A 19358-nucleotide genomic window follows, 5' to 3' on the forward strand; every position below is an offset into this window, starting at 1 on the left:
AACAAAGGGTAAGTTCTGACTAAGTTGATATCAGCCTTATCTAACAAAGGGTAAGTTCTGACTAAGTTGATATCAGCTTTATCTAACAAAGCATTAGTTCTGACTAAGGTAATATCAGTTTTATCTAACAAAGTGTCATTTTTAAAAAGATGGAGGAATTTATTACACCATAAGAGCTGTGTTTTTATTCACTGATTATCATGAAAAAGTTTTTTGTTTGTAAAATAGGTGGACTATTGTCTCGTTATTTTTGAGGTGTTTTATGGACATGTATAAGTTCATTTTTTTAAAAACGGCTATAAATCAACTTCTTTTATGCAAAAATGATAGAGTCTTGTAAAAAGTGTGTCAAAAAAGTACACACTTTTTACGAGACTTTTGTCTACTTGTCTGTGCTACCTTAAAACAGTTTCGGTAGATATGGTGACCTCTATGAGGTTAGTTTGCAGTGTTCTCCTTTATATGGAAAAGCGTAATAAACGTTGATACATCAATATTTTTGTTGCTTTTTTTTATATTGATGGCGTGAAAATAAAAGTAACTTAATACGAACGGAAAATAAAAAAGGGTGTTATGTATACCTAGAAGTCTTGTAAACGTATAGGGCATTTGGGTATACCTTTTAAAAACGGGTATTGTGTGAAGGCAGAGGCTTTTGTAGATACGGTTGTTTTGTAAGAAGGTATGATTGCAAATCAAATAAAGAGGTTAAATATTTATCAAGATTATGAAGAGTATTATCACTGTGGTTTAATTGGTCTTTGGTATGCTTATGAAAGGTATGAGGAGGAGAAAGGGGGTTTTCTTGCTCATGCTGTCGTAACGGTGCGTGGTCATATATTGTAAAGGTTGAAGAAAGAACGTGTAGTACAAGAGAGGTATGTATGTGCCGGAGAGTATGATGAACGATTTGAGCCTGAAGATGCGGGAACGAGAGAGAAGGACTTTATGAGTGTGTTAAATGAGAGGGAGAGGCACATTATTTCAGAAAGATTTTTTGCAGGTAAAAAGATGGGAGAGATAGCCATTGAAATGGGGATGACGTACTATCAAACGAGATGGTTATATCGACAAGCGCTTGAGAAAATGCGAGATAGTGTAAGGGGATAAGAATAATAAATAGAATGGAAGGCAAGGAAAATATTGCTTTCCATTCTATTAATTTTAAGGCAGTAAATGTAGCATGAGGTTTTTTTAAGTGTAGTGAATCTTGCGCGTTCATCCGTGATAATACATATCCAGCTTTCAATACTTGCTGTCTTAACTTATGGGAACTTATTCGTATTGTTACGGTAGTTCGGTTTAAAAAATGAATTTTAGCTTTTTTAGTTTTTTTGAAAAACTCTATATCATTTATATGGTTATAGAACAACCAAATACAGTTTGGAGACGAAGGAGATTCTGTTGGGAAAGTAAAAATATATTCCCTATGATTAATTGGAATCGGAACATTCTGTTTGAAATTAAATTTTGCTTGGACTGCAGCACGTCTACCTTGATAAGTAGAATGAACACTTGTTAGACAAGATTCCTTTATGAGTTGGAGAGCTGTTTGGCATGAGTACAGGTGGTTTTCTCACTACTGTCGATAATTTTTGTACGTTAATAAGGGCGTTTGTATGGCTCAAGCATCTTTGTAGAACTAGAAATAAAAATATTACTTTCATTATCCATAATTCTAAATCCTCCCTTATAAAAAGTTTCGTATTCCGGATATAATTATATATAAATTATGTAAATTCAATATTAATCTTCTGTTGCGTATTGTAAATTTTTGTTGTTCGTTTACAATCAATAGATGATAGTCTTTCTAATTTGCATCGCTTGTACATATATATGAAAATAGAAAAGAGTAGGCGGTGATATAGCATGAAGAAAAAGTATATTATTATGGCTCTAGCTGTTGTTCTCTTAGTTTATTTAGCAAACAGTAATCCGAGTAAGGGAGAATATACGGATTGGGCAGCAAAACAATTTATGAAGCGTAATGATGTGAGTAAGAAGCTAGAAGAGGTTGAGAAAGAAAACAAAGAGGGTCTCCTTGGCGACTTAGCATCGGCGGGGAAAAAATTGGCAAATAAGTATGTTGAACCACAAGTTGGATTATTAATCGACCATTATACAAAGCGAAATGATTATATGTTCTTCTCAACATATACGACAGAGTTTGATTTAGGCGGAGAGAATTATAAGTATGTTTGTGTTGGTTTTTCAAACATCTTTATTCCAATTGAAATGCCGAAGAAAAAAGACGAATCTGCAAAATAATGCAGATTCATTTTTTTGATTTACGGAGTAATTTGAACTTCAGATACAGTTTTTTCGGTTCTGGTGCAAACACTCCAAAACGCTTGTAAATAACCTCTTAAACTTGCAAATACTGATACTAGTACTCTAAAAAAGAATGTGATTGGTATGGAAGAGCAAAATCTATTCAAGTGGAAACATTATCAACCGGATATTATTGTATTAACCGTGAGATGGTACCTACGGTACAACCTCAGTTTTCGTGATTTAGTCGAAATGATGGAAGAACGCGGGCTATCCCTTCCTCAAAACAATTTGACCTCTCGTCAAACGAAACTACCCTTTCGCTAGACTAAGCTAATGCTTTATGAGAATGAACGGATACTTCGCTAAACTGAGCTGATTTTCGTTAGACTGTGGACAAAAATTAAAACCTTATGATAAAACAAAACTATAACTACATTGAATTGAGCAAAAAACTAAATTTATGGTATAATAAGTCCGTCAAAAAAATAAAAAAATCCTCTCGGTGTTGGTCGCACCAAAAGGATTGAATAAATCTAATCTACATATAATTTAGATAATTAAATTAAAAGTTATTATTTAAAGTCAAGTTCTTGAGAGGAACTTGTCTTTTTTATTTTTATCAAATTTATACTCAGACACAACACTCACATCGAAAAACAAGGAGGTGAATTGCATGAACGATAGCAAAGAATTTTGTCCTCATTGCAACGCTAATTTGCAAGGCGATTCAATTCCTAAAGAATCACAAAAATCCTATAACGCAACTCATTTCACAAGGAAAATAGGAATCACACACATTGCACTCGATAGAATCATGCAATGGCAATGCCCTGACTGTCTCAAAAAGTGGGAGGTTTAATTCTTCCTCTCTTTTTCATAATAAGGTTTTACCACTTGCTCTATATAGGCTTCTACAGTTTCAAAACTAGCAATAAGTTGCCTTTCCTCTTTTAGCCTTTCGTATATCTTCTGTGGTGATTGTCCACGGTCATAACGACTCCATATGGCCCTTATAATAACTGGAGGTAAGGCTTCATAATTTCTAATACTTTTCAGTTTTTTAGTCCAATTACTATTTCTCTTATGAACCATTATTCATTGCCTTGTTGTTTGTTTCGTTGGTCTATACCACTTGCTATAGCTTCTGCTGCAAGACTCGCTGAAGCTTTATTTTCTTCTTTCGAAATACGCCAATCACCTGTTTCCTTCCCCACTTTTACATATTTTCTAATGGCTTCATAACTGATATCTATACCCGATAATACAAGCCCTTCATGAATATCTTTTAATTTATAACCTTGTTCCCACGCTTCTTTAATTGTTTCTTTAACTGGTGTAGTTAGAACTCTTTCTTTTATCATTCCTTTTTGTTGGTTTTTACGGAATTTGTAATATTGCTCTAATAATCGTTTGTGTTGAGCCTCTATTTTTTTATATTCTTCTTCCAACTTCTTTTGATTTTTTTCTAACTTCTCAATCCGATCCGTTTTCTCTTTAATAATATTTTTTTGTTGTTCAATGTTTTTTTCAGCTACCATTTTTTCTAACATTGTTTGGTCTAATGTTCTTATCATCCTGTCCATTTTATATTTTGACCAAATGATGTTTTGACTCCCAACCGAACCGAAAATTTTAAATCCGAACCTGGCGTTTTTCTTAACTGAAGTTTCATCAGTTCCAACCAACTTATCGATTAGTTGTTTAGATTTGATTTCTAGATCTTTTTTCATTTCCATTCACTACTGTATATTTTTATAGTTAATTTCATAATACAACTTTAAGTTGTATTGCGTCTATACTTAACTAACAAATCCGGTGGTTCTTGGCTATCGAAATCGGATAAGCTACATTGACGAGGGAATAGGGAAAACCCCAATGATTAAAGTTTCACTTTATAGATTAGAAAGATCAAGTGCTTACAAGTTGTACAGCATGAAGTGGTGATCATTGTAATGAAGCAAGAGCACGTGCTACAGCATGTACTTTCCCTAAATCTGCATTTGTTTTAACATGTTTGAATTGCTTGTTCTTAAAAACTGTTTTTCCGTTCTTGTCTAATCCACCGTTTAATACGAGACGTAAAGTTAAGTCCATAACAATCGTTTCAACTGCCATGTTTATCACCCACTTTCGCTTTATAAATAGGGAGTAAATGTCATGTTTTGGCGTGAAATTTTTTCTTTTTTTTGGTACTCTTAATAGAGCAAGAGAGGGGCTTACGGAAGAATGAATCGTAAATGGTTATTTTGGATTCCTGTATTAGTATGGATGGGGATTATTTTCTATTCCTCAGCACAGCCATATAAAAAACAGGATATGCGCTCGGATATTGAGCAATCCGCAAATGTTGAGTTTGTGAAAGAGCATTTTTCAGGGGTATCTATCGATTATGGCGGAGGTACACCTGTTAGTATCGCAAATAAAGGTGTAGGTGGTTTTATCGAGTTTTTCCTTCGTAAAGGTGCTCATTTTACGGTGTTCTTTATACTCGGCTCATTGACGTATTATGCTTTTTATAAATCTGGTTACTCGAGAAAAAGGTGCTTTATATATGCACTTCTTTTCGTTGCGGGATATGCAATATTTGATGAAATTCATCAAGGGTTAACAGGAGGCCGTACACCGATGTGGCAGGATTCATTGCTTGATACGTGCGGCGGGTTAACAGGAATTATAATAAGTAATTGGTTTTGGCATAGAAAAAGGAGCTAATCTCATTTAGAGATTGCTCCTTTTTTGTTTATCCCGCTATTTGTGGGAGCCTTGCTGCCCGTAAAAAAACAGATTGGTGAGGGCTAATAATCAGTGGGGGATGGAACCCCCCACTGATTAAAGTTTCACTTTATACACCAAGTAATTCTTTTAGTTCGTCTGTTGATAGTTCGGTCATCCAGCTGTCGCTTGTAATGACGGCGTTGTTTAATGATTGTTTTCGTTCTAACATTTCATCAATTTTCTCTTCGAGTGTTCCTGTTGTAATCAGTTTGTGAACGTGAACGAAGCGTTTTTGACCAATACGATATGCACGGTCTGTTGCTTGGTTTTCTACAGCAGGATTCCACCAGCGGTCATAGTGAATGACATGGTTGGCAGCGGTTAAGTTCAATCCTGTTCCGCCGGCCTTTAAAGATAAGATGAAGATGTCATACGTTCCGTTTTGGAACTGCTCGATCATCTTGTCACGTTCTTTCTTCGGTACACTCCCGTTTAAGAAGAGGACACGCTGACCGAAATTTTCTTCTAGTACACGTTTTAGCATGTTCCCCATGCCAATGTATTGCGTGAAGATTAGGCAACTTTCATTTTGGTCTTTTATATTTTCGATGAGCTCCATTAACGTTTTTGTTTTCATAGAGCGTTCAACTACATTTTGTGGTTCTTCTTCTTTTAAGTAAAGAGCCGGATGGTTACAAATTTGTTTTAGCTTGTTCAGCATAAGTAATATAAAGCCGCGTCTTTCAATCCCGCTTAATCCTTCTACATTTTGTAATGTATCTTGAACAAGTTGTTCATATAAGGAAGCCTGTTCACCAGTTAGTGGACAATAAGCTTTTTGTTCTTGTTTATCTGGCAAGTTTAATGCGACTGTTTGATCTTTCTTCGTACGACGCAGTAAAAATGGCGAGATAAATCGTTGTACTTGCTGGATTTTTCCTTCATCACGGTCCTTTTCAATCGGCGTGACGAAGCGGCGCTGGAATTGTCCTAAGCTTCCGAGATACCCGTGATTGATAAAGTCGAAAATAGACCAAAGCTCAGCAAGTCGGTTTTCCATTGGTGTACCGGTTAAAGCAATTTTGTGATTTGCTTGTAGGTTTCTGACTGCTTTCGACTGTTTCGTATGTGGGTTTTTTATATTTTGAGCTTCATCTAAAATAACAGCATCCCAGCATAAGGTACTAAGTTCTTCTTCATCAAGCTGAGCTAATGCATAAGAAGTTAATACAACATCTGCTGATTGAAGGAAGTCTTTAAATGACTCATCCTTAGCTCGGTTACCCCCGTAATGTAACTGAACACGTAAATTTGGTGCGAAACGCTCAAATTCTTTTTGCCAATTTCCAAGGACTGATGTTGGTGCAACAATTAATGCAGGTCCTGTTTGGAGATTGTTTTCTTTAGCGTATAGTAAGTAAGTTATCGTTTGAATACTTTTTCCAAGTCCCATATCATCGGCTAATAATGCTCCAAATCCAAGCTTTCGTAAGTATAGCAACCATTCAATGCCGTGTTGTTGATATGGACGGAGTGTTGCTTGTAGCGAAGAGGGTACATCTACTTTTGGAATATCTCCAATGTGCAGAAGTTTTTGGAAAAGCTCTTCATAATATCCATCTAGTTCGATTTCAATATCGGTAAACGGACTATCGTCTTCTACAATTTCTGTTTCCGCGGTGTTAGATAAATGTTGCTGCAACACGTCTTTCATTTCTAGTCCATATTTATCTGCACGGTTCATTAGTTTTTTTACTTCTTCAATAAAGGCAGGATCAAGTCTCATCCATTGACCATTTAAATTGAAAAGGCGTTTGTTCTGCTCAACAAGTTCAAAAAATTCGCTTTCTGATAAATCAATTCCGTCCGTTGAAATGCGCCAGTCGAAATTAACGAGCGTATTCATGCCGAAGAAAGATTGTGTTTGTGCTGTACTTTGCTTCAGCTGTACACGTAACTTCGGTTTTGTTGCTTTTAAATTTTGCCACCATGATGGTAGTAAAATTGTAATACCTGCTGCGAGTAATTCATTACTTGCTTCGGTTAAGAAGTTCCAAGCTTCTGTTTCAAAGAGTTCTTCCCTGAACTTGTCGTCCTCTTTTAGCCACGGTACGAGCTTACTGAATCCTTCTTGTGTTTCAAGAATACGTTCTTCGTAATCGTGCCATCTTTTTGGCAAGGAATCGATATTCTCATATACATATATGCGATGCGCACCACGTTTTGGCGTAACGATTGTTTCGAGCTTCCACATTTCAAATTCTTCTTGTGGTTCTTGAAGTCTTAATCCAACTATAAATGGAAGATCATCTTCAATGTAACCAATTTTTCGAAGCCAATCTTCTTCATGTAGTGCTGCTTCCAATTGCCTTTTCGTAAAGTCGTAATGTTCATATAGTCTCTTTGCATCTTCCCAGCCATCATTTGAGCGACTATCTTGCAAAATACTTTCGTTCACAGCTGAAGTGAAAAGTGATGCTAACGTGTTATCTTCAATTGGGGTATTCTGAACTTTCCAAGATGGCTGATGAGACCAACGCTCCATATCGGGTACGAAGCTTCCACTTACGAAAGCGTCCCATAATTCATTTGCATCCTTTGTAAGTGCTGTAATAGGACCGTTCATTTGCATATTTGCAAATGAGTTCATCGGTTTATTTGCGATGTATTCAAATGCTTGCACATTCGTTAGCATAACGCCTTGTTTACCTTCATACGTTGCTTCTTTTAGAAAAGTGCCGTAGAAGGAAGTAGAGTGCCATGTGAATGCATTTTGTTTCCAAATTGCTACGGATAAGGGAGCACCGCTATCATCTTCTCCCCAAAGGAACCAACCTTGACTAACGTGCTGGAGCCTAATTGTTACTTCAGTTTGTATGATCATCGATTAATTTTCCTTTCCGTAATTCCTCTTGTAGTGCGCGCAGACGTGAATGTAAATTAGCAATGTGAATAATGAATGTATCCCATTCATCAGTTCGTTTCAGTCGTTTATAAAGCATACGTAATTTCTTTAAGTAACGAACGGCACGTCTGTATGATTTGCGATTCCGTTCTTCAATTGCTTCTGTTGCGGCAAGATGATAAAGAGGAAGTGCTGCTTCAGGCGCTTCTTTTTCAATATCTTTCAATGGTTCTTTCAAAAGTTCGATTGCCTCAAATCCATATAAGAGATGAAGTTCTGCCCATGCACGGTATTGTTTTTTCGCTAGTACGTATTGTTCGTAATTTGCGAAACTATACGGCAGGAGTTCTTGTAAAATCATTTCTAATCCCGCTTGTTCATTCGTGTGTGTTGCATACGTTTCATACATCATTACAAATAACCGAACGATATCTTGTATGAAGACGGTATTCTCTTGTTCGAGTATTGTTTTCTTTACTTGTTTATACGTAAAGGAAAGCCAGTTTTTCCCGCGATCCCACTGCATTGCACCTAATAACTCTTCTAACCAATAAAAATAAAGGCTTACGACAGAAGCAGGCTGTTTTTCGAGTAATTCCATTGCCAATAAATCTTCATTATTTAAAAAGAGCAGATGAGAAGAGGCTAATGCTTTGGAAAGTGGATTAATTTTAGTATCGATCCGTATTTCTTCTTCTTTTAGCTGTGCCTCTGTTCTTAACAATTCACCCCATATGTGACGATAAATGAAGAATCGCTCTTGTGTATAGGCATCGGTAGAGAAGAATACTTCATGCGTGAGCCGAGCGGTTTCTTGTAAAATCGGTTCGGATTCTGCCGGAATCGCTTCTGTTTTTAAGTCCCTAACGATAGATTCAACTTTATCAACGAATAGACGAACGACGTTAACTGGTTGGTGATAAGAATATAGTTTGTTTGCTTCAAATTCTTGAATTTCTTCTAATAATTTTTGAAAGCAATAAAGCGCCGCGTGCAATTTAAATAATTCATGAATAGCAATGACGCGCGGAGCTTTCCGTTCTAATTTTGTATAGAAGTCTGTAAAAAGACTCATAAGAAAATACATTTGTTTATAAGTGAGCCGAGCCTGTTCCTTTTTAAATGATTCAAATTCATTTTCAAAGTATGTGTGCCAACTTTTATAATCCATTTCTTCAAAAGCTGATGATTGCAATACTTGTCTTGCAGTTCGAATAGGAGGAAGGGAAGGTTTCGTATTATTTTTAAATAAAGTTAATACGTCCCCTACCTGCCCAAAACTTGAAGCTGCAGATAGTAACACAGCAAGCATATGCTCACATTGCGTTGGCGCGAAGCAATCGCAATAGCTTTCAGCGACGTTACGAATCGGGATGTGAACGCTATATACACTGCCTTCAGCATCTACAGTTCCTGATAGCGTATAGCCATCAAAGTCAACGTTATAGACAACACCACTACGATATAGGTGCCGAGCTGTAGCGACATGCTCCTGATCAGCAACTTGCTGCGGATCAAGCCCTTGAACGAACTCATTCGCAATCATCATAATTTCATCTTTCGTAATTGAGTGTTGCAGCATAATATTCCTCCGTACACAGATTTCTTTCCTTTACCATTATAAACAAAAAATGCTCAAAACAGAAAAAATGAAATTCTAATTACACAATTAGAAAATCATGGTAATATATATGAAGTTAATTTTGTATATTACTATATATTTATCGTGAGAGAGTTAGCTTGTCAGATTTACAGACGAAATTAGGTAGTGGAATGAATAAGTTACAAGAGGGAATAGAACAAGGAAAGCAGAAGTTGCAAATTGCATAAGAAATTACTCAATTGAAAATGGGAATGCAAGTGGCACGGTGCTATCTATGCAAAATTCATTTATATATTTAACTTTGTTTAGTTTCATTGTGACATATGTAGCGGCGTTCGCTGGAATGAAATTAGCTAAGAAATAGGGGGAGAGCATATTGAAGTTTTGTGGAACTTGTAAAAATCAGCTTGCAGACCATTTGAACTTTTGTCCTGAGTGTGGAAGTAAAGTAGAAGAAATTGCTGATCAAACAGCTTCTTCTCATTCAGAAATGCGTAGAGAAACAAAGCGAGTGAAAAGTAAGAAAAACATGTTTTTACTTATAGGTTTTGTCATTGTTGTTGCTATTTTGTTTGGCGCATATAAATTCGGTGCAAGCAAGTTTTCGAAGGAAAAGCAAGTAAATGCAATGATCGAAGCATTCCAAAAGAAAGATGTGAATGCAATCGATGAGTTTTTGAAAGTAGACGATCCAAGCTTAAAAGTGAAGACAGAAGATATTAAAGCTTACATACGTTATTTAAAGGATAATCCTTCGTACAATAAAGCATTACTGTCTTATTTACAAAAAGAAGCAGTAAATCAAAAGTTAGCAAGTGATAATGCATCTTTTAAAGATGGGCAAATTATAGAAGACGGGAAAGAGTGGTTCTTATATCCGAAGTATAAGTTCAGCATGAAATCTTATTACATGAGTGTTAGCGCGACTGCAAAGAATGCTGAAATATATGTAAATGATAAAAAAGAAACAGAGCTTTCTAGTGGTAAAACCTCAAAAGAATTAGGTCCATACTTCCCAGGTGCTTATGTTGTAAAAGTGAAGGCGAAGACCGAACTTACTGAATTAGAGACAGAAAAAGAAGTAGATCTAGCAGACGAAAAGGATGGGACAGTAGAAGTGAATTTGTCACTTGAAGGAAATTATGTAACCATTTCTTCCGATGAAAGCGACGCAACTGTTTTTGTTAATGGTAAGAAACGCGGAAAATTAAGTTACGGTAGCTATAAACTTGGTCCTGTACCGACAGATGAAACGGTAGAAGTACATTTAGAGAAAAACACTGATTTTGGTGTCATTAAATCTGAAAGCATCAAAGTTGGAGACCAAAGCACATATTATTTAAAGTTCCCGAAAGAAGCTTCAAGATCAGCAGTTGGTGACTTTGTACAAAATCATATTTATAATAACGTGCGTGCAATTGCATTAAATGATTTTAGCTTAATTGAAAATGATTATGATAAGAGCGGGAAATCGTATAAGGAAGACCGTGATTACTTGCAATATCTACACAAAAAAGGAATTACAGAAGATTTATTAACAATGGAAATTCGTAATGTAGAGCGTCAAAGTGAAACGAAATATAAAGTAACGACATATGAAGAATATCATATTCGTTATGGTGATGGCTCTGTAAAATTCAAAAGCTTTAATAATGACCATATCGTTACTGTTAATGGAAATGGAAAGATATTGTACCATTCTCTTGGAGCGAATAATACGCTGAAGTCAGAAGAAGTATCTGGTCCGACTCGTTAATATAAGAGAGAGGCTGTTCAATTTTGAACAGTCTCTTTTTTATGTAGCGCCGCTATTTTCAATCTTTGTCGGTAAATCGATATTTCATGTCGAACCGTTGATATATTGTAAGTTATGATAGATATATTCGGAAAAATCATTGATATAATTTTCTCTACTCGTGTTTACTAAGGAAAAATAAAAAGGATATCACTTAGTCGGAAAATTCTACTAGGTGATACCCTTTTTTGCAATTAGGATCGTGTTTGCTTTAATATCGCCTGTACATATGGATCATTTAATATTTGTTCTATGAGCGGTAGCATTCCTTGCTCGAATGGAATATCAATAGGGAATGGCTTTTGAGAGCCTGGTTTTATTCCATATTGCACAATTTTGTAATGTGTATTTTCTTCATGGCTGAGCACAATTAATTTATAGCGATTGTCATTGTTTGCGAGTGAGAAATCAATTGAAGTAGCGTCATATGTCACTTCATCTTTGTATATGTACGGTTTGGGTGTACCAATCCAATCTACTTTTGCTTGTACATTCATGGGCATAGCCTCCTTATATGTATTATATAAAAAATAAAAGCCAGCTCTCAACAAAGAGAACCGGCTTTAGCAGTCATTGGTTATTTTAAAATTTTCACTTTAACAGTTTTGCGTCCCCATTTTTGAGAAGCGCTATCTGATCCAAGTAGAACGTCGATACGGTTACCTTTAATTGCACCGCCAGTATCACCAGCGATAGCTTCTCCATAACCTTCTACCCATACTTTAGATCCTAATGGGATTACTTTCGGGTCAACAGCGATCATTTTCATGTTTGGGTTCGCTGTTAGGTCATGACCCATTGCAGTTAATACACGGCCACCATATGTGCCGCCATTTTCGCTCGGGTGAGCTGTATATGCTGTAGCTTCAACTGTTAACTCACGACCACCAGAAGGTTCGCTAGTTTCAGCAGCTTTCACAGCAGGCTTAGTAGCCGTTTTTACTGGTGCAGGTGCAGGTGCTTGAGCTTGAGCTGGTGCAGGTGCTGCAGCTTTAGCAGGAGCAGGCGTTTCTTGTTTCTCAATAACAGGTGCTGTACCTGTTAAGAAAGGAACATGAACGTAAGCTGTTTTCCCGTTATATTCAAATTGTAACCACTCATTTTGTACTTGGTTCGTTGTTTCGATCATATCATCTTTCTTAAGCGTTCCAAGAATTTCTGAGTTTGTGTTTGCTTCAGCACGTACATTTAATACGTTAGCTGTTACATAGTAAGAGCTTTTTGTAAACTCTGTACTTACGAATGCGTCTTTACCATCTAATTTGATTTGTGACCATCCGTTTTCTGTATTTAGAACTTCTATTTTATTACCGTTTAGTAATTTACCGACAACTTTTGATTCAGTAGTAGGGTTTTCGCGTACGTTTAGTACGTCTGTTGTTACAACAGTTTCTGCGCTAGCAGATGATGTGAAAATCCCAAGACCAAAAACTGCTGCTGTTGCTATACCAATTAATTTTTTCATGATAGCCTCCATTGCGTTTGTTTTCGTGTCCTCATTATAGCAACAGATTTTTTCGGATTTTGGGAAAACACACAATTACAAACCATTCGTAATAAGTCGTTAACACTTTGTAATATAGCTAGAATTAGAAGGAAGCGTTTTTCATTCCATATCATTATTAGGTTTCTAGTTATATTCAAAATATTTAATGCAACATATTTTTTTCGACGCAAATAAAAATATTGCAGAGGTGTTACATAATGATTACTATACAGTTACATTCCTTGAGTATTTTACCGTTTTATGGGTAATATAGTTATATAAACATAAACATCTCGTTTGTGAAGTTATAAACATGCGCTATATACTAGCAAAAAAACCGCATAATTGTTACAAGAAGAAAGGGTTGTAAAGAACAAATCTGCCCTTTTTTACATCTGTAACACATCCTTTTTTGGGAAAATCTCTTCCCATCCGCATTTTTCTCACGCAATTTGACAGTAGTATTCCTATCTTATAGCTCTTGCAGAGTGAAAAGGTTATACGGAAGGTAAGGCTGTCCATAAGAATTCTAATTGGTGAAGGCAAAACTAAGAGCGCCGAAAGAAAATCACCGCAAAACTATAGTTTTCTATCCGATTTAACACATCGGAATTTATGTCATTTACAAGAAATGAAACATACGAAGGGGGATTTGATGAGGAAACTGACGAAAACATTTATTGTCTCATTAACATTATGTATTGTATTTACACTTTGGGGGATTATTCCCGAATCTATTATTGGAAAAGGTAGCTTAGGAAATGTAACGACGGCAATTCAAGCTGCGTTAGTTAGTAAGTTTGGTTGGTTCTATATTATTTCCGTTTCTATTTTCTTAGGAATTACTATTTTCTTAATTGTTTCTAAGTACGGTTCGATTCGTTTAGGTAAAGATGATGATGAACCTGATTATAGTTATATGACATGGTTTGCTATGTTATTTAGTGCCGGCATGGGAATCGGTTTGGTTTTCTGGGGCGTTGCAGAACCGTTGAATCATTTATACACACCTCCATTTGGAGAGGGTGCGACTGAAGAGAGTGCACGTCTTGCACTTCGTTTCTCATTTTTCCATTGGGGATTACATCCGTGGGGATTATATGCACTTGTAGCATTATGTATTGCGTATTTTACATTTAGAAAAGGAAGAGCGAGTACAATTAGTGCGACAGTGGGTCCACTATTTAAAGGCGGTGAACATGGCCGTATTGCACATACGTTTGATGTTCTAGCTGTATTTGCGACAGTATTTGGTGTGGCAACATCATTAGGACTTGGGGCGAAGCAAATTGCAGGTGGTGTTAGTTATTTAACATCCATTCCGAACTCACTACCGACACAGCTAGTAATCATAGGAATCGTAACTGTTCTTTATATGTTATCTGCACAAACGGGACTCGATAAAGGAATTAAATATTTAAGTAATGCGAATATTATTTTAGCGTTTGCACTTATGATAATTGTATTATTTGCAGGTCCAACAAACTTTATTATGAATTATTTCACTTCAACAATCGGATCATACATTCAAGAATTGCCAAGCATGAGTTTCCGTTTAAGTCCATTAAATGAAGGCGGAAATCAGTGGATTCAGTCATGGACAATTTTCTACTGGGCATGGTGGATTGCATGGTCACCATTCGTAGGTACGTTTATTGCTCGTGTATCACGTGGACGTACAATTCGTGAGTTTGTGATCGGTGTGCTACTTGTACCAACAATAATCGGTGCACTTTGGTTCTCTGTTTTTGGAGGAACAGGTATTCACATGGAATTGTTCGACGGAGCGAATATATATGACCAAATTAAAGAGATGGGCACAGAAGTAGGATTGTTTGCTATGTTAGACCAAATGGGTAGCATGGGATCGGCTTTATGTGTGTTAGCTATTTTACTTATTTCAACATTCTTTATTACATCAGCAGATTCTGCTACGTTTGTTCTAGGGATGTTAACGACACATGGTAGTTTAAACCCACCAAATCGTATCAAAATGGTTTGGGGTATTGTTCTAGCAGCGTTAGCTTCGATCTTATTGTATGTTGGTGGATTAGAGGCGCTACAAACTGCGTCGATTATCGCGGCATTCCCATTTGTATTTGTTATTTTCTTTATGATTGCAGCACTATTTAAAGAGTTGCAAAAAGAAGGGCGTATGAAGCAACATAAATAATAGAAGGAAAGGGGCTGATTTTATATCAGCTCCTTTTTAATGCATCTATTAGGAAAAGGGTGATATCAGTAGTTCGAAAAGGAAAATCGATATGTTTCGACAATATTCGATATTGTGTAAATTATGTTCATATTTTTGACAAAAATATGTCGGAAATGTGTTGTCACTTTTATGTATATGTGCTATATTATTTCCTGTAAGCGATTTCAAATAGTTTTAAATCGCATTCAAGGGGGACATCTAGAATAATGAAACGTTACGAAAGAAAGTGGAAGCATATTTGTTTGAAACGTGTGGCACATCGCAATGTCCAAGAAAGCACGGAACCTAAGACTGAAACGCGCAAAGAGCAGCAAGAAAAGCAACTGGTTCTACAAAAATAGCAATCACTTTTTCGTATATAAATGAAGGTCGATCGTTCGTTGGGGGATGGACGTGAAATTACTTTCAGCTAAGGGGTATTGTCTGATATATAGTATTACGGTAAAAAATAAGCACAGAGCTTACGGCGCTCTGTGCTTATTTTTTATTCCGTAAAAGCCCGATTGGTGAGGGCTAATAATCAGTGGGAAATGAATAACCCCCACTGATTAAAGTTTCACTTTATTTTTCCTTTTTAAATCGTACTGTTTTATCCCAGCCAATTACTTGTTTCTTGCTCTTTGCACGTAAGTAAAGAATGAGACTGCGAATAAACAAATACGTAAAGAGCTGTGCGTACGTAAAGTACATAATGACGCTTATGAAAATGTTGGTTGGTGTAAAGGTTCGTTCGACGCTCTGGGCACTAAATAATTGAGAAACATATGTAATATATGCGACATACCACATAAATAGTAATGGAATGCTGTATTGAATTTGGAATATCCCGAGCAGTCCAATTACAAACCAAACGTTTGAAATGATTAAGAATAGCCAAAATACGACATATACTAAAACTTGCTGTAAGGAGTGGACGAGTAGCTTTCCTTTAAAGAAGCTTAGCGAAGAAAACATTTTTTCTAAAATATATAAGTTTCCTTGAAGCCAACGTGTACGTTGTTTAATAAGGATTTTTAAATGTTCAGGTTCTTGTTCCCATGTAATCGATTCCGGGACGATTGGTAAGAGATAGCCTTTTTGGGTAATTCTCAATGTTAATTCGGCATCCTCTGCAATTGCGTAAGGATCATAGCCGCCAAGTTCTTCTAATGCGGAACGACGAAGGAGCATGTTTGTTCCGGTCAGTGAGCCTGTTTGGAATAATAGCCAGCGTCCAGATTGCATAAGGAGCTGGAAAATCTGAAATTCTAATGAAATCATTCGTGTGAGCCAATTTCTCTTTTCATTTACTGTACGAACGTGTCCAACTGCTCCAACGGCATCCTGGATGGTTTCAGCATGTTCTACGAGCATTCGTAGTGCATGTGGTTCAGGTTGATTATCTGCATCGTAAACACAGAAATATTCACCATTTGAAATGCTAAGACCGTAGTTTAATACACGCGATTTTCCTTTCGGTTCGCCAGGTGGTACACGAATGTGATGAATATGAGCATAAGCTTTGTCGAAATCATCGCCAATTTCAGGTGTTTCATCTTGAGAGTTATCGTTTAATAAATAAACGTTTAATTTGCCTGGGTATTCAATCTTTGCCATCGCTTCTAATGTATCTTTAATAACGACGCCCTCATTATGGGCGGGTATTAAAATATCTACACTTGGATAATGTTCTAGCGTACGATCTTTTCGTTTACTATTTCGATGAATTAAGCCCGCGAGTGTTAAGAGAGAGTAGTAAACGAGTAGGCCTGAGAATAGAAAGGCAGTAAAAATAAGTACATATTTAATTGAAAATGTGATGCTAATCCAAAATACGAGTACGCAGAACAGAAGGAATAAAAGGAGTATAACGAGTGTCATCATAATGGTGTTTGTCCTTTTGTGTTGATTTGTTCTCGTTTTATTTTAATATCTTGAATTGCTTCAGCGGTAAGCCATTGCTCCATTTTTGGTTGTAGACGGTTCATTACAATATCAGCACCATTTTCATTTGTGTTTTGTAATAAAATGACTAATGTGTTGCTGTCATATTCAGCAGCAAGGTCAAAGTTAGTTCTTACTGTATCAACTAATAATGAAGCTACACGATCCATGACACTTTCCTTCGTATATTTACTAAAGGAAGTGAAATCAAAGAAAATAATAATGCCTGTTTCATTGCGGCGATTCATCGCAGTCTTTAATAATGCTTGTCGTCTTTCGAATTCTTGTCTTGTTAATAATTTGGATTCTCCAATGTATTGCTCAAGCACTCGCTCAGTTAGCTCTCTATTTTTAAGGATAACCTTTTTTAATAAGTGGGTTGAAATATAAACAAGGAAGAAGTTAGCTGCCATCAGGAAGTGGGTAATGATGTATTCCCATTGATCTGATGTACTCCATAAGTAAAGCCACGCTTCATAAAATAAATAGAATACTGAAATAATCGTTCCCAGTATAAAGAAAATAAATGCTGTTTTATCAGCTAAAAATAGGAATAGTACATTTATGATGACATATATAATTGTAAAAATGAGCGCGTGCTCATATTTCGTCACATGTACAGTAGTAAAATAAAATAAAATTTGCAAAATCCACATAGAAAGGACTTTATAGGATTTATCTTTCACGAAACTTTCCTCCTTAAAGATGATTCATGTAGGATATTTGTAGTATGCACAATTATTAATAAATGGACCGTGTAGCTGGAATTCTTTTTTTAGAGTGTGACATCAAATAGTATTCCTTTCGTTGCAAAAAAGATAAACAGACATACTAATCGTTGTAACATATAATCTAAATATTAATTGTTTAGTATATTCGAAAAATATATTTATGGTATACAAAAAAGTCTCCTCTTTTAAAGAGGAGACTTTACATTAAATTATAGGAACATCATACCTGCAACTGCTGCGTTTAAGAAGTTCGCTAGTGTACCAGCGATAACTGCTTTAATCCCTAATTGTGCAATTTGTTTACGGCGAGTAGGAGCTAATGTTCCTGTTACACCTAATTGAATTGCGATAGAAGAGAAGTTTGCAAAACCACAGATTGCGAATGTTAAAATCAGATTTGTTTTTGCAGAGAACTCTGCCATGTGAGGTCCTAAGTTTGCGTATGCAACGAATTCGTTGATTGCAAGTTTTTGACCGATAAAGCTTGCTGCTTGTATAGCTTCACCCGGTGAAACCCCGATTAAGATTGCAAATGGTGATAGTAAGTAACCGAAGATTAAATCAAGGCTAAGTTTAATATCGAACCAAGAACCAACCCATCCTAATAAGCCATTTAATAAAGCGATTAATGCGATGAAAGCCATTAACATTGCTGCTACGTTAATAACAAGTTGCATACCTTCAGATGCACCACGTGCAGCTGCGTCGATAACGTTTGCGTCTTCACGTTCTGTAGAAAGTTCAACGTTATTATCTACTTTTTCTGTTTCTGGCATAATTAGTTTTGCAATTAATAAACTTGATGGAGCTGCCATAATTGCTGCTGCTAATAAGTGTTCTAACGGAATTCCCATTGCTGCATAGCCGACAAGAACTGATCCGGCAACAGCTGTCATACCACTTACCATAATAGTGAAGAATTCACTGTTAGTTAAACGTGCTAAGTATGGTTTAATTAAAATTGGTGCCTCAGTTTGTCCTAAAAATACAGTTGTTACTGAGTTTAAACTTTCTGCTTTCGAAGTTCCAAGAAGTTTACTTAATGCGCCACCAATAATACTAACAAATTTCTGCATAATGCCGAAATGATATAAGATTGCAACTAATGAACTAATAAATACAATTGGAAGTAGTGCTTGAATCACGAAGATAAATCCCCAAGGTCCTTTTGCGTTGACTAAATCCCCAGCAACGAACCTAATTCCCTCGTAAGAAAAATTAATTAATCCTTGAACACCGTCAGCAGCGTGTTTTAAAACTGCTTTTCCAGCATCCCATCGTAATACGATAAATGAAAATGACATTTGTAATGCTAGCGCGATTAAAATTGTGCGCCAATTAATAGCTTTGCGGTTGGAAGATAATAAGAAAGCGATTGCTAATACTCCAATCACGCCGCCAATTCCCCATAAAACATTCATGCAGTGTATGCTCCTTCCTCATAGTAAAAAAGTGTATAAACCAGTTGTCTATACTTTTGCGAATATAACATCTTAAGTAACGTATCATAATGGACATCGGAGGTCAAACGTCTAACGAAAAGTTTAAATAAAAAGAAAATTCTTTGAAAAAACACATATAAAATGAATCGACATGAAATAGGTTATGTTTTTTGTGGAAATATATACATTATGATAACGTTTTGGATAATTTTTATAGAATATAGTGTATGAAATAGAGAAATGAACGCATAATTTTTGCGTAGAGAGAA

16 protein-coding genes and 3 pseudogenes are annotated in these 19358 nt (G+C 36.1%); 8 read left to right on the plus strand and 11 right to left on the minus strand.

Translation table 11 applies throughout. The features are described 5' to 3' along the window. Positions 1-684 precede the first annotated feature (684 nt). A pseudogene (locus JDS80_RS25165) lies at positions 685-1110 on the plus strand (sigma-70 family RNA polymerase sigma factor). 54 nt (positions 1111-1164) lie between these two features. On the opposite strand, the pseudogene JDS80_RS25170 reads toward JDS80_RS25165, so the two are convergent. Further along, positions 1165-1674, minus strand: a pseudogene (locus JDS80_RS25170) (competence protein ComK). Between the two features lie 195 nt (positions 1675-1869). Here JDS80_RS25170 and JDS80_RS25175 point away from each other — a divergent pair. The 3 genes and pseudogenes from JDS80_RS25175 (at position 1870) to JDS80_RS25185 (ending at position 3133) form a co-directional block, all read left to right on the plus strand. Next, a complete protein-coding gene (locus JDS80_RS25175) occupies positions 1870-2268 on the plus strand; it encodes a DUF4359 domain-containing protein (protein WP_070170703.1) in 399 nt (132 codons plus the stop codon). 147 nt (positions 2269-2415) lie between these two features. Beyond that, a pseudogene (locus JDS80_RS25180) lies at positions 2416-2565 on the plus strand (IS6 family transposase); the annotation flags it as partial. A gap of 382 nt (positions 2566-2947) precedes the next feature. Then, positions 2948-3133: a hypothetical protein gene (locus JDS80_RS25185; RefSeq protein ID WP_071769838.1), complete on the plus strand. Its 186-nt coding sequence runs from the start codon at positions 2948-2950 to the stop codon at positions 3131-3133. On the opposite strand, the gene JDS80_RS25190 is transcribed toward JDS80_RS25185, so the two are convergent. The 3 genes from JDS80_RS25190 to JDS80_RS25200 form a co-directional block, all read right to left on the minus strand. Next, the gene (locus JDS80_RS25190) at positions 3130-3366 is read right to left on the minus strand and encodes a hypothetical protein (protein WP_176522260.1); all 237 of its coding nucleotides are present in this window, start codon (positions 3364-3366) and stop codon (positions 3130-3132) included. The genes JDS80_RS25185 and JDS80_RS25190 overlap by 4 nt on opposite strands. After that, positions 3366-4004 (minus strand): hypothetical protein, encoded by a 639-nt coding sequence (locus tag JDS80_RS25195; protein WP_199640234.1) that lies wholly within the window; start codon positions 4002-4004, stop codon positions 3366-3368. The genes JDS80_RS25190 and JDS80_RS25195 overlap by 1 nt, the downstream gene beginning before the upstream one ends. A gap of 214 nt (positions 4005-4218) precedes the next feature. Beyond that, complete coding sequence (locus JDS80_RS25200) at positions 4219-4389, minus strand: DUF1659 domain-containing protein (RefSeq protein ID WP_071769836.1); 171 nt, start codon at positions 4387-4389, stop codon at positions 4219-4221. 111 nt (positions 4390-4500) lie between these two features. Between JDS80_RS25200 and JDS80_RS25205 the strand changes: the two genes are divergently transcribed. After that, on the plus strand, positions 4501-4986 hold the full coding sequence (locus JDS80_RS25205; protein ID WP_001080721.1) for a VanZ family protein: 486 nt from the start codon (positions 4501-4503) through the stop codon (positions 4984-4986). Positions 4987-5116: 130 nt separating this feature from the next. Here JDS80_RS25205 and JDS80_RS25210 read toward each other — a convergent pair whose 3' ends face one another. Together JDS80_RS25210 and JDS80_RS25215 are read right to left on the minus strand one after the other, a co-directional pair. Then, the gene (locus JDS80_RS25210; RefSeq protein ID WP_098219350.1) at positions 5117-7873 is read right to left on the minus strand and encodes a DEAD/DEAH box helicase; all 2757 of its coding nucleotides are present in this window, start codon (positions 7871-7873) and stop codon (positions 5117-5119) included. After that, positions 7857-9476 (minus strand): SWIM zinc finger family protein, encoded by a 1620-nt coding sequence (locus JDS80_RS25215; RefSeq protein WP_098888457.1) that lies wholly within the window; start codon positions 9474-9476, stop codon positions 7857-7859. Before JDS80_RS25215 ends, JDS80_RS25210 begins: the two co-directional genes overlap by 17 nt. Positions 9477-9873: 397 nt before the next feature. Between JDS80_RS25215 and JDS80_RS25220 the strand changes: the two genes are divergently transcribed. Beyond that, positions 9874-11253: a zinc ribbon domain-containing protein gene (locus tag JDS80_RS25220; protein ID WP_098888456.1), complete on the plus strand. Its 1380-nt coding sequence runs from the start codon at positions 9874-9876 to the stop codon at positions 11251-11253. 233 nt (positions 11254-11486) lie between these two features. Here the strand turns inward: JDS80_RS25220 and JDS80_RS25225 are convergent, their stop codons facing one another. Both JDS80_RS25225 and JDS80_RS25230 read right to left on the minus strand, forming a co-directional pair. Continuing rightward, positions 11487-11789: a DUF3910 family protein gene (locus tag JDS80_RS25225; protein ID WP_071743905.1), complete on the minus strand. Its 303-nt coding sequence runs from the start codon at positions 11787-11789 to the stop codon at positions 11487-11489. Positions 11790-11869: 80 nt separating this feature from the next. Further along, on the minus strand, positions 11870-12757 hold the full coding sequence (locus JDS80_RS25230; protein ID WP_242477415.1) for a cell wall-binding protein EntA: 888 nt from the start codon (positions 12755-12757) through the stop codon (positions 11870-11872). 676 nt (positions 12758-13433) lie between these two features. Here JDS80_RS25230 and opuD point away from each other — a divergent pair. Beyond that, positions 13434-14951: a glycine betaine transporter OpuD gene (gene opuD / locus JDS80_RS25235; protein WP_071743908.1), complete on the plus strand. Its 1518-nt coding sequence runs from the start codon at positions 13434-13436 to the stop codon at positions 14949-14951. A 248-nt stretch (positions 14952-15199) separates the two neighbouring features. After that, positions 15200-15334, plus strand: a complete 135-nt coding sequence (locus JDS80_RS31980) for a hypothetical protein (RefSeq protein ID WP_000833065.1) — start codon at positions 15200-15202, stop codon at positions 15332-15334. 220 nt (positions 15335-15554) lie between these two features. Here JDS80_RS31980 and JDS80_RS25240 read toward each other — a convergent pair whose 3' ends face one another. The 3 genes from JDS80_RS25240 to JDS80_RS25250 form a co-directional block, all read right to left on the minus strand. Then, on the minus strand, positions 15555-16856 hold the full coding sequence (locus JDS80_RS25240; protein ID WP_098888453.1) for a glycosyltransferase family 2 protein: 1302 nt from the start codon (positions 16854-16856) through the stop codon (positions 15555-15557). After that, a complete protein-coding gene (locus tag JDS80_RS25245) occupies positions 16853-17602 on the minus strand; it encodes a diguanylate cyclase domain-containing protein (protein ID WP_199640236.1) in 750 nt (249 codons plus the stop codon). Before JDS80_RS25245 ends, JDS80_RS25240 begins: the two co-directional genes overlap by 4 nt. 254 nt (positions 17603-17856) lie before the next feature. Continuing rightward, positions 17857-19068, minus strand: coding sequence for a NupC/NupG family nucleoside CNT transporter (locus JDS80_RS25250; protein ID WP_071769827.1), 1212 nt, complete (start codon positions 19066-19068; stop codon positions 17857-17859). Positions 19069-19358 lie beyond the last annotated feature (290 nt).

It is taken from the genome of Bacillus cereus group sp. N8, from assembly GCF_016483685.1.
Classification (GTDB): Bacteria; Bacillota; Bacilli; order Bacillales; family Bacillaceae_G; genus Bacillus_A; species Bacillus_A proteolyticus.